This is a genomic window from Cupriavidus nantongensis (assembly GCF_001598055.1).
Classification (GTDB): domain Bacteria; phylum Pseudomonadota; class Gammaproteobacteria; order Burkholderiales; family Burkholderiaceae; genus Cupriavidus; species Cupriavidus nantongensis.
In genome coordinates, this window is the sequence record NZ_CP014844.1 from 1,939,406 (window position 1) to 1,952,279 (window position 12,874).

Here is a 12,874-nt window from a genome sequence, read left to right on the forward strand (position 1 = left end):
GCAAACCCAACCGTGGTTTGCATATTGATTCAATACTTGTTGTATTATCGAATCATGCAAGAAGATCAAGCCATTTCCGCCTTAAACGCCCTGGCTCACACCCAGCGCCTGCGCGTGTTCCGCGCCTTGGTCGTTGCTGGGCCGGGCGGACTGACCCCGAGCACGCTAGCCGACCAGCTCGACGTGGCCCGCAACACCTTGTCGTTCCACTTGAAGGAGCTGGCCCATGCTGGCCTCGTCAGCATCGAGCAGCAGGGTCGCAACCTGATTTATCGCGCCGAGTACGGCCGCATGGACGGTCTGATCGGTTACCTGACCGAGCATTGCTGCCAAGGTGGCGTATGCGAGGTTTCTCCATCCAAGACCTGCTGCTGACCATGACCGATACCACTTACAACGCCTTGTTCATCTGTACGGGCAATTCGGCCCGCTCCATCCTCGCCGAAGGCATCCTCAACGACATAGGCCAGGGGCGGTTTCACGCCTGGTCGGCAGGCAGCCATCCGAAAGGCGAGGTTCACCCGCTGGCGCTCGCTACGCTAGAGCGGCTGCACCTGCCGACAACGGGCTACCGCAGCAAGAGCTGGGACGAATTCTTGAAGCCCGATGCGCCGGTGTTCGATTTCATCTTCACTGTCTGCGACAACGCCGCCGGCGAGGCCTGTCCGCTGTGGCCGGGCAAGCCGGTTTCGGCGCATTGGGGCGTGCCTGACCCGGCCGCGGTGGAAGGCACCCAGGAACGACAAAGCAAAGCATTCTTCGACACCGCCATGACGCTGCGCCGACGCATCGAGTTGTTCCTGTCGCTGCCGATCAAAAGTCTCGATGCCATGTCGTTGCAGCGCGAATTGCGCGACATCGGCCGTCAGTGAGGCCCGCGCGATGAGTGCAACCAATACCGCCGGCACCGCGCCCGCAAACTCCGCGATGAGCGGTTTTGAGCGTTACCTGACGCTATGGGTGGCGGTGTGCATCGTCGCCGGCATCGCGCTCGGCCAGTTCGCGCCCGCCGCATTCCAGGCCATCGGCCGCATGGAGATTGCCCAGGTCAACCTGCCGGTCGGCCTGCTGATCTGGGTAATGATCATCCCCATGCTGCTGAAGGTGGACTTCGCCGCGCTCGGCCAGGTGCGCCAGCATTGGCGGGGCATGGGGGTCACGCTGTTCATCAATTGGGCCGTCAAGCCGTTCTCAATGGCGCTGCTGGCGTGGATCTTCATCCGCCACGTCTTTGCCGACTGGCTGCCCGCCGATCAGCTCGACAGCTATATCGCCGGCCTGATCCTGTTGGCTGCTGCACCGTGTACCGCAATGGTTTTCGTTTGGAGTCGGCTGACTGGCGGTGATCCGGTATTTACGCTGTCGCAAGTGGCCTTGAACGACACCATCATGGTGTTCGCCTTCGCACCCATCGTCGGCCTGCTGCTGGGCCTGTCGTCGATCACGGTGCCGTGGGACACCTTGCTGGTGTCGGTGGGTTTGTACATCGTCATTCCGGTCATCCTGGCCCAGCTCTGGCGCCGGGCGCTGCTGAGCAAGGGGCAGGCCGTGTTCGATCGAACACTGGAACGCATCGGCCCGTTGTCCATCGCCGCGCTGTTGCTGACGCTGGTGCTGCTGTTCGCCTTCCAGGGCGAGGCCATCATCCGGCAGCCGCTGGTGATCGCCATGCTGGCGGTGCCGATCCTGATCCAGGTGTTCTTCAATTCCGGTCTGGCGTACTGGCTCAACCGCCAGGCGGGCGAAAAGCACTGCGTCGCGGGGCCATCCGCGTTGATTGGTGCCAGCAACTTCTTCGAGCTGGCCGTGGCCGCCGCCATCAGCCTGTTCGGCTTCCATTCCGGCGCAGCACTCGCAACAGTGGTCGGCGTGCTCATCGAGGTGCCGGTCATGCTGCTGGTGGTGCGCGTGGTCAATCGCTCACGCGGCTGGTACGAACGCCGCGCGACCACTTCGTAATCTCCAAGAGGCATCCATGAGCACCATCACGATCTACCACAACCCAGCCTGCGGCACCTCGCGCAACGTGCTGGGCCTGATCCGCAACAGCGGCGAGGAACCGACCATCATCGAGTACCTGAAAACGCCGCCCGACCGCGACACGCTCCAGGCGCTGATCGCGGCGATGGGCGTTCCGGTGCGAGACGTGCTGCGCGAGAAAGGCACGCCCTATGCCGAACTCGACCTGGGCAACCCGAAGTGGAGCGACGACGACCTGATCGGCTTCATGCTCCAGCATCCCATCCTCATCAACCGGCCTATCGTGGTCACGCCGCTAGGCACGCGCCTGTGCCGGCCTTCGGAAGCCGTGCTCGACCTGCTGCCGCAGCCGCAGCGCGGCGCGTTCAGCAAGGAAGACGGCGAACCGGTGGTCGATCAGGATGGCCGCCGTGTCTGAATCCCGTCTCGACCTGCCGAACATCGACGCGGCGCTGTTCCAGCAATCGGACACCGAACACCTGTTCGCGCCGGCACGGGTCACGCACGCGCCGCGCTTCCTGCTGCTCTACGGCTCGCTGCGAGAACGCTCGTTCAGCCGCCTCGCCGCCGAAGAAGCGGCGCGCATCCTGCGGGCGCTGGGCGGCGAGACCCGATTGTTCAATCCGTCCGGCCTGCCGCTGGTGGACGATGCGCCAGCCGATCACCCCAAGGTGAAGGAACTGCACGAACTGGTGCAATGGGCCGAAGGCATGGTGTGGAGTTCGCCGGAGCGCCACGGCGCGATGACCGGCCTGATGAAGACGCAAATCGACTGGATTCCGCTGTCGGTCGGCGCGGTGCGCCCGACCCAGGGCAAGACGCTGGCAGTGATGCAGGTATCGGGCGGCTCGCAGTCCTTCAACGCCGTCAACCAGATGCGCGTGCTGGGCCGCTGGATGCGGATGCTGACCATCCCGAACCAGTCCTCGGTCGCCAAGGCGTACCAGGAGTTCGACGAGGCCGGGCGCATGAAGCCCTCGGACTATTACGACCGCATCGTGGACGTAATGGAAGAACTGATGAAGTTCACGCTGCTCACGCGCGACGCGGTCCCCTATCTGGTGGATCGGTACAGCGAGCGCAAGGAGAGCGCTGAATCACTGTCCAGGCGTGTACGGCAAGGTGCAATTTGACGCTGCGAGGCGCTGAAAAAAAGCCGACGACCTCTCGGTCGTCGGCATTGCGTGAAGTTCAGGCGGCGACCAATTGCCGGGCCAGTGCGACCTCGACGGAATCACCGTCCTGGTTGAGTACATCCAGCCCGGATTCGGGCACGTCGCCCGAGGTGGACTGCGAGACCATGATCTTCTTGGCCATCAGCTCCAGGCAGGTCATCTGCGAGGAACCGGAGTAGCCGAGGTAGATCACGCGCACCGGCTGCTTCTGCCCGATGCGCCAGGAGCGGCGTGCCGCCTGCTGGAGCGAGTACACGTTGTAGCCCGACTGCATGAATACGATCGTCGGGAAGTCCAACAGGTCCAACCCCGTCTTGACCAATTCGGGATTGGTGATGAGCACGTCGATGCCACGATCCAGTTGCTCCGCAATCCAGTCTTCGCGACGGCTGGCATCCACGCTTGCGCGCAGCACCGCCACCCGAAAACCTTCCTGCTCCAGCAGCACCTTCAACCGGCTGGTCGTGTCGCGTGTGCCGGTATAGACCGTGTAGGCCAGGACCTTGCGGCCCTGGGCCTTCTCTTCCTTGCAGATCTCGATCAGCTCACGCTCCTTGGGGCTGATCTCGAACTCGTTGAACTGAGCCGGGACGAACGCCAAGGTGTTGCGCGTGCGCGGATGCACCACGGTTTCCGACCGGAAGCAGCAATCCGGCCAGGCCAGCAGCACGTTGAGCACCACCCCCAGCAAGGTCGTATCGCGTCGCGCCAGAGCCTGTTTCAACTCCGCGGTCAGCCGACCCGCCAGATCGCGGTAGGCCGCGGCTTGCGCCGTGTCCATTGCGACCTCACGGAACTCTTCGTCATACGGCGGAAGCACGTTGCCGCCGATGTCTCTGAGCTTCAGGAAGATCGTGAACGGCAGGATGCAGCGCAACACGCCCTTGGGGCCGAAGCCTGGGGCCTTGACCGTTCTGACACTGACTTTCGTGCCTTTCGCGGTCTTGTGCGCCGTGCCGGTGCTCTCGGAATAAATGTCCTTCAAGACACCGTGATCGCGCATGAACGCCATCGCGGCCGAGGTCATGCTGCCGCTCGTGGTCGGGCGGTAGCCGTCTTCGATCATCCGCCCGGGAAGGGCTCGGAACAGCAGGTAGAACAGATCGTCGCCGTAGCCGCCCATCAGCGTGCCGGTCAGCAGCAAGGTCTTGCGAGCCTTCGCTGCCAGCACGCCCATGGCCTGGCCTTGGGCACTGCCACCGTTCTTGTACTCGTGGGCCTCGTCGGCGATGAGCAGGTCGAACGTGCCTTGCGGCAGGTAGCGTTTGATGAACTCGGACGGCTGGTAGCCGCCCTCGCCAAAGCCAAACTCCATATTGGCCATAGCGCGTTCCATGCGCGTAGCCTGGCGGTCGGAAAACACCAGCTCGCCGTTGCCGTCCATGAGGTTGATGAACTCATGGATGTTGTCGCCCAGCATCGACGCCAGGAACCCGTCACCGAACTTCTGCATCAGCTTCTGCGCAGTGACTTGCCCGATGGTCGGGATGCGCTTCAAGGCTTTCAGCACGGCCGAGGACTGGTCGCTGCCGGACAGGCTGCGCGGGCGGATCAGCGTCCACAGGGGCGCGGCGCAATGGCTGCACTTCCTGCGGTACTCCTCGGCTTCGAGCGCGACCGGGTTGACCGGCTCGCCGTCGAGGTCGGTGATGACCGTGCCGCAGTCAGGGCACGCTGCCACGTCGCCATGGCGGGTGCGCCGCGTGGTGAAGACGGGCTTCCAGTGGAATCCCATCCGCATCCGCACGCGCCCCAGGACAAAGAACTCCTGGCCCGTGGGCTGCACACCCAACTGCTCGCGCAGCTTGATGAGTTTGACCAGCGTATCCGGGCCGTTGAGCACCCAGACCTTGGCGCCTGCCACCGTCTCCTGGATCTCACGCCGCCACTTGTAAACAAGGTGCGGCGGCGAAAGTACCAGGGTGCGGCAGTAGCCTTCGGCGTTGAGAACGGCGGCAGTGGCGATGCCAACGGTCGTCTTGCCGCAGCCCATTTCGCCATTGACGATCGCGGCGCGTTCGCCACGGTCGATCAGCAGCTCGGCGGCGGCATGGACGACTTCGGCCTGAGCCTGGAACAGCTTGCGCTTGAGGCTGGCGACGACGAGTTGGCGATGCGCCTGCGGTTGGCCGGTATAGACCGGCGGGTTGGCGCGGTTGAGCGAGTCGAGCAGTTCGTCGCCGAACTCACCGACGAAATCCTGAAGGCTCAGGGTCAGAGGGGATGATTCCGCGTCGAGCAGTTCGCCCTGTACGGGCGCGGCGTCAGCGGCAGTGGTTTCGAGATCGAGGGACATGGTGATGCTCCAATGAAAAATGGGGCATGCACCACCCCCAGCGGGGCAATGGCACGCCCCGTGGTGGGAAGTACATCGGCGCGCGGCCGAAGGTGGTTGAAGATGCTGGCCTGAGTGGCCTGCGGGTGAACCGTGCTCAGTCTTCGGACGGCAGCACGATGGCGGTGACACTGCGCCCCGCATCGGTGATGATGCGAATGGCGAGTCCCGGGTGGATCACATAGTGCGATTCCAGCGACGCGCCCGATTGAAGTGCAACGCCGTTGGCGTGCCATTGGTAGACGTTGACGTCACCCCAGTCGCCACGGGTGTGGCGCCTGAAGTACGGAATCGGGTCCAGGCGACCCGCGCGGACAAGGCGATCAATGCCTCGGCTGAAGATGAGCGCCCCGATGGGGAACGCCAGCCTCTGGCAGTAGGTTTCGATGCGATGCGATGCCATGGGCTCCTCCTTGAAAGGCTATTGAGCCACGACACCCCTGGCGGAGTGAAGTGGCTCCGTCAAGTGGATGGGATGACGAGGCGGCGCCTTCAGATCAGGTCGCGCTCTTCAGGAAGCTGGACCACCGTGGTCTGGTGGTCTTCGCTGGTCTTCACGAGCAACACCAGTTTCGGCGTGATCCGGTACTGGGAGATCATCAGGTTGTCCTGTTGGATTGCGACGTCGTTGGCTTGGCGGGTGGCCTCATCGATCTCGCCCCAGTCCCCGCGCACATGGCGCTGGACATAGGCCAAGGGGTCGATCAGGCCTCGCCGAGCCAGCCAATGCACCTTCTCGCTCAACTTCAACGTACTCGGTGCGAACAAGGGTTGCTTGCGCGGCGCAGGCCGCTTGAATGGATTGGGGAACATGGTGTTTCTCCTTCGAGGTGGTACAGCAGGACGGCAGCGCGTCCGGTGGATCAGCGGATGGTCAACACCTCGCCCCGTGTCGGGGAGCCAGGCGTCATGTCCCACGCGCGGATGACAGGCACGAACTTGTCGGTGAGGATGCGTGTCTCGGCGATGGAGCCGTCTTCGCGTTCGGTGAATTCCCGCTGGAGCGTCTTGTCCTTGTGGGTGTCACCTTTGACGACGAGCACGCGCCCCGTCTGGGAGCGCACGACGCCGGAGATCGCGCCCGCGGCCAGAGCCAGGGCGAGATGCCAGTGGGACAAGGCCCGCGCCGGTGGACGCAGCGACTGCTGCGCGGTCCCCAAGTGCGTGTCCAGCGACGGCCAAAGGCCTTGCAGCCGGCCAACCTCGTCGGCGAACTGTTCGGGCTCCATCGTCACGCGGAAGAAATGCTCCGGCTCGGCCGGACTGGCGGGGACGATGTACGGCAGGAACGGCCATTCGCTCGGCAGTTCCTCGGCTTCGACTTCGCCAAGCCCAACCTGCAGCAGCAGATTGCGCACGGCCTTGACGCCATCGGGTGCCAGCTCCCGCTGACGGACCCGGCGGCCGAAGATCACCACCTGCTTGAACTGCGTTTCCACCGCTCGGTAGATACGCAGATCGGTGTAGTGGCGCGTCAACCAGCCGACCAGCTCCGCGTCGAGCACGTAGCCGGGGACGATGAAGACCAGCACGCCGCCGTATTGCAACAGCGACAGCGAACGCTGATAGAACAGCTTTTCGAGGCGGGCACGGCCCTGGCCCTGATAGCCGATGTTGCCGTTGACGTCCTTGGACAGGTCGCCATACGGTGGATTCAGCCACAGTAGTCCGAAGGACTGCTTGGAGATCATCGTGTCCATCAGGTCCGCGTGCAGGCAGTGATCGACCAGGCCGCGGGCATGGCGCGCCCGCTCGGCGTCGAATTCGACGGCGAACGCCTTGGTCTGTTCGCGCCCGAGGGCATGAGAGGCTTCGGCGATTGCCACGCCTTCACCGGCGCAGGGATCGAGGATGCACATCGGCCCGTCGCTGGGCATCAGTGCGTTGAGGGCTCTTTCGAGCGTGGGTTCGTCGGTCGGGTAGTACCCATTTTTGGCGAAATTGCGGGCGAGCCGCGGGAACATGAGAGCCATGGAAGTCTCCTGGTTGGCGGGGATGAATGACGGAAGCACGCCAAGGCGTGCCTCCGAGGGTGGGTCAAGCCGCTACCGCTTCCGGCGTCCAAATCTTGGCCGGATAGGGATAGGCGGTGAGCGCGTCACTGCGGATCAGGGAGCCCAGCGCCAAGCTCAGCGCCGGCACGTCGATGGCGAGCCGATGGCCTTCCAGCGGCCCGAGGGCGAACGGAAGGCGGGCCAGCATCTCGCGGCTTTGCAGCAGTTCCAGCACGGTCTCGCGCCAGTGGTCGAGCAGCGGCAACGGGCAGGTGTCCCGCACCAGCATCCACAGGCGGTCAAGCCGGTGGGCGCTGTCACGTGGCAGCAGTGCCAATGCGCTGGCGTTGGCCTTGTCGGGCTTGACGCAGCGCCGGTCGAACAGCCACACGTTGGACAGCGAACCGAACAGCGTTCGCCGGTAGGCGCGCGTGATGCGCTTTTCCAGGCGATCGACGTTGCCGATGAATACCGGGACGCTGCCGCCCTGGTCGGTGATGACGTGGAACTGGTCCAGTCCCTGCTCGTCGCGCCCGAGGGTCAGGCGTGCAAGGAACTGCTGGACGGCGGTGTCCCGCGCCCAGATGGACAGGAAGATCAGGTTGCCCTGGTCATCGCCGACGCAGGCGTCGGCCATCACGTCCGGGCATTCGTCGATGCGGTACAGCGTGGAAGAAGTGTTTGCGGGCATGGTGGTGTCCTCGGATGAACGGGAACAGCACCGCCCGCTGGGGCAAGTACTGCCCCAGGGGGTGGAAGAAAACCGCTCAGTCCGGCTCGAACTGTTGGGTGTGCGGATTGAAGTGAAGCGCCTCGTCCACCGCGGTGATCGGCGTGAAGCCGTCCAGGTAGATGTTGTTGAGGTACTGGTCGCGGTAGGTCAGCGCCTGCCGTGCCTGCTCCTCGGTGAGGCCGTTGTCGATGAAGTACCCCAGCATTTCCTCGTCGGAGGAAACTTCGTCGTTGGACAAACTGCCTTCAACGAGCTTCAACAGCGAGAGCGGGAGTGCAGCCAGGATCGGGTCCATGTCGGTTCCTCCTGGCTCAGGCCAACAGCGCCGCGGCGGGTGCCGTGACAGCCGTGGGTGTGCGCCGCCGGGCGTGGTAGGCGCGAACGCCTGCACGCCAGTCGGCGGACTGCTCCGGTGCGAGGTCCAGATAGGACAGCGGGCACGAGTAATAGTACGGATGCATGGACTCTTCCAGCGGCTTGTAGCCCCACTGGTTGCCGCTGCGTTCCAGCAGATCGCAGCGGATGTAGCGCAGGGACTGGCCCGGCGCGAGATCACGATGCACACCTTCGACCTTGGCGGTCAGTTCGACCACGGACCACAGCACGTTGCCGCGCAATGCGTGAGCGATAACCTTCGCGCTGACGCGCTCGGTCTGCTGTGGTGCGATCAGTTCCGCGATCAGTTCAGACCGCGATTGGGGAGAGAAATACCAGCCCATGAGAGGCCTCCTCGAAAAGTTGAGCTGGAGGCCTCCCCGTGGGGAAGAACCCCCAGTGGGTGATGGAATGCCGCAGGTGCAGCGAAGGAAAACCTATGCCTTGGCCTTAGTCCCAGTCGTCATCGTCGCGATCACAACCGGCCGGGCAGCAGCCGAACTCGATCCCATGCGAGCAATAGCCATGCTCCGCATTCCAGTCCTGGGTTTCCTGCCGTTCGGCAGGTGTTGCGTAGTCCCATTCCTGGGCCGCGATTTCGAGAGCCTGAGCACGTTGCTCATCCGGCAAACGATTGGCCTGTGCGTCGATCGCCGAACTGAAGAGCGTCACGTAGTGGTCGTAGGACAAGCCGCAACCGCGCTGGGCGTGTGCGGCGGCCGCCTTGCAGAGTTCCCGCCACGCGGGTTCATCCAACGTTGAACGCGGGGTATCGCAAGCGATGGTGAACATAATGGGGACCTCCAGAAAATGGCCAGGGCCTCCCCCGCATGGGGAAGGAACCCCGGCAGGTGGATGAAGAACACCGCGCATGCGGCGTCTGCTCACGCAGCTTGTGGTTCGGCCTGGCGGCTCCACTCCTGCGTCTTGAAGTCCAGCGCGTAGCCCAGCTCGCCCAGGCGGGCGATCTGCGCGCGCAGGGTGCGGCGGTCGATGGTCGAATCCAGTTTCACGGACTCGCCCAGCGGCCACAGCAGGCCGAACAGCGCGGCGTCACCGTCTTCGGTGCTGCCGGGGGCAGCGGCCGCAGCAGGCGGTGGCGCATCCACGCCGAAGGGCGTGGTATCGACCAGCGGGTCCGCGGACGCCTGCACGGGTGCGGGCTTGGCAGGCCTGGATGCCTTGGCGGGCTTGGCCGGCGTTGCCGCAGGCTGCGCCCCTTGCTCTTCATCGAGCGGATCGACGTCCTGGGTGGCGAAGCTGCGGGCTTCGTCGCGGCTCAGTTTGTCGATGCCATTGAGCGTCATCCCGTCGAGGCTGGCGCGGATCTCGAACCGCATGCCGCCCCCGACCGGGTAGGACTTCGGAAAGATGTAGCGGATCACAAACTCCCCGTCGTATTTCCCTTCGGGGTACTGCTCCAGTTCCGGGTCTTTGACCTCGAACGTACCGAGGTGCGTCGCGAGGCGGCCGACCGTGAACGGGCCGTTCTTGCCGCGAATGGTGCGCAGCGTGAGCTGGCCGGGGACGACGATGGGCGCGACCGATTTCTCGGGTGCCGGTGTGGCTGCCATGATGGTTCTCCTTGAAGAATAGGAAAAAGCAAGGCCCCGTGAGGGGCCATGCCGGATCAGAACGAAGCAGCCAATGCCGGCTCCTGCTCCTCGACTTGCGCCTCGGGCTCGCGCTCGGCGGGCTCGGCAGGCTGGTCTGCAGCGGGGTCGGCAGCAGTGTCGATGGCTTCGTCGGCTTCGGACGCGGATGCGTCTTCGGCCGGCGACGCCTCGGCTTGCGCCTGGCTCGTCGGATAGACCTGGGTACCGTCGATCTTGATGAGACCGATGTGGACCAGCGTCGATTCCAGGCTTGCGGCCGGTTCCCCGGCGTGCTCGCCCTTGGTGCGGATGTACGGATCGATCTTCATGTCGTTCAGACGGAAGGCGATCAGGACCTTACGGTCCCCCTCGATGGCCTGGACGCACCGGCGAGCCAGATGCTCGGCTTCCGGGGTGGCGACGATGATGTCGAAGTACCGATACTCCGGTTCATCGACAGGCCCGGCCAGTGCTGCGACCGTGCAAGAGAGGAACGAGTCGCCAGCCTTCGGGGTGACGTCCTTCACACGATTGAGATAGCCGATGCCGCGGGTGATCAGCTCGTGCTGCTCGATCGAAGCCAGTTCGGCCCGGTCGATCAGTTCGGCCTTGAGCAGTCGCGCCTTGAGGGACGCGGCGGCCTGACCCTTCTGCTCACCCTTGTCGCGGATGTACGCATCGCCCCACAGGTCACCGAGGCGAAAGCGCACCAGCGGGCGCTGCTTGGGATCGTCAACGCCGATGTAGCGCTGAACGAGCTTCTTGGCCTCGGCTCCCGAGACCTTGACGTCGAAGTAGCGGTAGCTGGGGTCCCGGGCGGGGCCGACCAGCGCGGCGATGGTGCAAGCCAGGAAAGGCTGCGCACGGCGGCCGCCCCGGACGGGCACTTCACGGACACGCTGGATGTAGCCGATGCCCGAGGTGTGGAGGTCGAAATACGATTTCTCGTTGGACGTGGTGTTCATGGTGAATCTCCATTGGGATGAAGCGGAGACACACCGGCCCACGCATGCGGGGAAGGTGCGTAACCCCGCGGTGGGTTGATAAGGCGAAAGCATCCGCCACCAGAGGCTGGTGGCCGCTCGCGGATGGATGCGGTGCGAGCTGGCTCGGTCACGCAGTGGGAACTGCGCCGCAACCTCGAAGACCGATGGTCGCCTGGCATGTCGCTGACAACGTCAGCAGGCATGGGGTCAGCATGGCCGGGCCTTGCGTGCGCGGCAGCAATCAATCGGCATCCGGGCGCTTCCCTTTGTCCTCGCCGCCGGGCGCCTGCCACAGGCACTTAGGGCCGCGCAGGTGCTCGGGGGTATCGGCGCGCGGCCGGCCGGGACGGCTCCAGGCGCCGCCGCCGCGCGCGCCGACCAGCCGCCAGCCGGCGGCGCGCAGGCTGGCGCCACCTTCGTCGGACAAGGTGTAGGTGATCAGGCGGATGTAGCCCAGCGCCCTTGCCACCTTCCAGGCCGCGCGGTAAAGCTTGCTGCAGGCGTTGGGTGCGCCGTCGGTGCACAGCCGCGTGACTTCCAGCGTCCAGCCATCGTCCAGGTGCCGCGCGACCGGACGGCCGACGATGGCCACGCCGCGGATCAGGTCGCTGTCGGCCAGCGTGACGGCCAGGGCGAACTTCGCACCCTGAACCGGGTGGTGGTGGCGATGGTGTGCCAGCACGAAGGCATTGGCCGTGCGGAGCGACACCGGCAGCAGATGCAGCCTCGGCGAGGTCGGCGTCTTATCCATGCGCGTCAGTCGCCGCAGAAGCAGGCGATCGATTCCTCGGCGGCGTCGAACAGGTCACCCTGGTCGGCGGCGAAGCGCGCCAGGTCGGCGTAGCTGGGACCATCGGCGCGGAATCTGGCGCCGCTGGGCTTGCTCGCCAGGTTCAGGGACTCCATGCGAATCCACCACACCGCCGCCTCGGGCCGGGCCTTGATGAGCGCCAGGCGCTGCCCGCGCGGCTTCAGAAAGCATAGGTCGCAGTTGCCTTCGAGCGTGCGCCCGTTCACTGTCAGCAGGTCCAGGTTGAATGGCTGCACCTGCCAGAAGGCGCCCACATCGCGCACGGTGATGCCGGCGTCCGCCAGCGGCATGCACATGGTCTCGTGGGTCGATTCGGTGGAGTGCCCGCGTGCGCGGATCTTTGATACACGCCGCTGCTCGTCGGCGCGGATGCCGATCATCTGGTCCCAGTCCGTCCAGCCCAGATGCCGCAGATAGCGGTGCATGGGGCGTATCTTCAGGCTGGTCGTGCAGCCGCGAGCGACGGGATTGGGCAGGTACTGGCGCTTACGGATCAGCGCCTCGAATGGCCCGCCCTGACGGCTGGCTTGGTCGAAATCGACCAGCGCGAAGCCAGGCTCCGTGGGCAGGTATTCCAGCCAGTGGATCGGCACCTGCCAGTGCTCGGCGCAGTCGCGCACGAAGCGCAGGGTTGCTTCCACTTCCTTGCCGGTGTTGGCGAAGCAGACCACCGTGTCGGCAGGGAGGCCGCCGTTGGCCTGCAGCACGCGCCAGAGCAGGTAGGCGCTGGTGCGTCCCCCCGAAAAGCTGATGCAGGTGGGCTGACTGATCTTGAACGGGTCGTGCATGCGGTCGTCTCCGGTGGCATGCCGGCGCTGTGGCCGGCGGGGCGTGCCTTGGCGGCTGGAGACGAACGCGCATGCGCGGCGATGGCCGCGGTGCGAACAAAA

The 12,874-nt window shown here is 64.8% G+C and carries 17 protein-coding genes; 5 read left to right on the forward strand and 12 right to left on the reverse strand.

Annotated elements, in window-relative coordinates; genetic code table 11:
* The first annotated feature begins 54 nt into the window (after positions 1 to 54).
* The 5 genes from A2G96_RS09075 to arsH are packed head-to-tail and all read left to right on the forward strand — an operon-like array spanning position 55 to position 3,113.
* A complete protein-coding gene (locus A2G96_RS09075) occupies positions 55 to 375 on the forward strand; it encodes an ArsR/SmtB family transcription factor (protein WP_023108449.1) in 321 nt (106 codons plus the stop codon).
* A gap of 2 nt (positions 376 to 377) precedes the next feature.
* On the forward strand, positions 378 to 872 hold the full coding sequence (locus tag A2G96_RS09080; protein ID WP_011804684.1) for an arsenate reductase ArsC: 495 nt from the start codon (positions 378 to 380) through the stop codon (positions 870 to 872).
* Positions 873 to 882: 10 nt separating this feature from the next.
* Positions 883 to 1,959, forward strand: a complete 1,077-nt coding sequence (gene arsB, locus A2G96_RS09085; protein WP_023108447.1) for an ACR3 family arsenite efflux transporter — start codon at positions 883 to 885, stop codon at positions 1,957 to 1,959.
* Positions 1,960 to 1,975: 16 nt separating this feature from the next.
* Positions 1,976 to 2,398 (forward strand): arsenate reductase (glutaredoxin), encoded by a 423-nt coding sequence (gene arsC / locus A2G96_RS09090; protein ID WP_011804686.1) that lies wholly within the window; start codon positions 1,976 to 1,978, stop codon positions 2,396 to 2,398.
* Complete coding sequence (gene arsH, locus A2G96_RS09095) at positions 2,391 to 3,113, forward strand: arsenical resistance protein ArsH (protein WP_023108446.1); 723 nt, start codon at positions 2,391 to 2,393, stop codon at positions 3,111 to 3,113. The genes arsC and arsH overlap by 8 nt, the downstream gene beginning before the upstream one ends.
* Positions 3,114 to 3,171: 58 nt before the next feature.
* Here arsH and A2G96_RS09100 read toward each other — a convergent pair whose 3' ends face one another.
* The 12 genes from A2G96_RS09100 to A2G96_RS09155 all read right to left on the reverse strand — a co-directional run bounded on the left by A2G96_RS09100 (position 3,172) and on the right by A2G96_RS09155 (position 12,772).
* Positions 3,172 to 5,451, reverse strand: a complete 2,280-nt coding sequence (locus A2G96_RS09100) for a helicase-related protein (RefSeq protein WP_033986397.1) — start codon at positions 5,449 to 5,451, stop codon at positions 3,172 to 3,174.
* A gap of 136 nt (positions 5,452 to 5,587) precedes the next feature.
* Positions 5,588 to 5,893 carry a hypothetical protein gene (locus A2G96_RS09105; RefSeq protein WP_011804740.1) on the reverse strand — a complete coding sequence of 102 codons (306 nt, stop codon included), beginning with the start codon at positions 5,891 to 5,893 and terminating at the stop codon, positions 5,588 to 5,590.
* A gap of 89 nt (positions 5,894 to 5,982) precedes the next feature.
* A complete protein-coding gene (locus A2G96_RS09110; RefSeq protein ID WP_023108443.1) occupies positions 5,983 to 6,303 on the reverse strand; it encodes a hypothetical protein in 321 nt (106 codons plus the stop codon).
* Between the two features lie 50 nt (positions 6,304 to 6,353).
* Positions 6,354 to 7,487: a DUF6094 domain-containing protein gene (locus A2G96_RS09115; protein ID WP_254917107.1), complete on the reverse strand. Its 1,134-nt coding sequence runs from the start codon at positions 7,485 to 7,487 to the stop codon at positions 6,354 to 6,356.
* A 40-nt stretch (positions 7,488 to 7,527) separates the two neighbouring features.
* A complete protein-coding gene (locus tag A2G96_RS09120) occupies positions 7,528 to 8,175 on the reverse strand; it encodes a hypothetical protein (RefSeq protein WP_003098901.1) in 648 nt (215 codons plus the stop codon).
* Between the two features lie 76 nt (positions 8,176 to 8,251).
* Entirely contained in the window at positions 8,252 to 8,512 is a 261-nt protein-coding gene (locus A2G96_RS09125) for a hypothetical protein (RefSeq protein ID WP_003098905.1), read from the reverse strand.
* 16 nt (positions 8,513 to 8,528) lie between these two features.
* Positions 8,529 to 8,936 carry a hypothetical protein gene (locus A2G96_RS09130; protein WP_011804742.1) on the reverse strand — a complete coding sequence of 136 codons (408 nt, stop codon included), beginning with the start codon at positions 8,934 to 8,936 and terminating at the stop codon, positions 8,529 to 8,531.
* A gap of 106 nt (positions 8,937 to 9,042) precedes the next feature.
* Positions 9,043 to 9,384: a hypothetical protein gene (locus tag A2G96_RS09135; RefSeq protein ID WP_023108442.1), complete on the reverse strand. Its 342-nt coding sequence runs from the start codon at positions 9,382 to 9,384 to the stop codon at positions 9,043 to 9,045.
* A 92-nt stretch (positions 9,385 to 9,476) separates the two neighbouring features.
* Positions 9,477 to 10,166, reverse strand: coding sequence for a DUF3275 family protein (locus A2G96_RS09140; protein ID WP_011804693.1), 690 nt, complete (start codon positions 10,164 to 10,166; stop codon positions 9,477 to 9,479).
* A gap of 56 nt (positions 10,167 to 10,222) precedes the next feature.
* Complete coding sequence (locus A2G96_RS09145; protein WP_011804694.1) at positions 10,223 to 11,152, reverse strand: DUF3577 domain-containing protein; 930 nt, start codon at positions 11,150 to 11,152, stop codon at positions 10,223 to 10,225.
* A 262-nt stretch (positions 11,153 to 11,414) separates the two neighbouring features.
* A complete protein-coding gene (locus A2G96_RS09150; protein ID WP_023108441.1) occupies positions 11,415 to 11,924 on the reverse strand; it encodes an XF1762 family protein in 510 nt (169 codons plus the stop codon).
* Between the two features lie 5 nt (positions 11,925 to 11,929).
* Entirely contained in the window at positions 11,930 to 12,772 is an 843-nt protein-coding gene (locus tag A2G96_RS09155) for a phosphoadenosine phosphosulfate reductase domain-containing protein (RefSeq protein ID WP_033962283.1), read from the reverse strand.
* Positions 12,773 to 12,874: the final 102 nt, after the last annotated feature.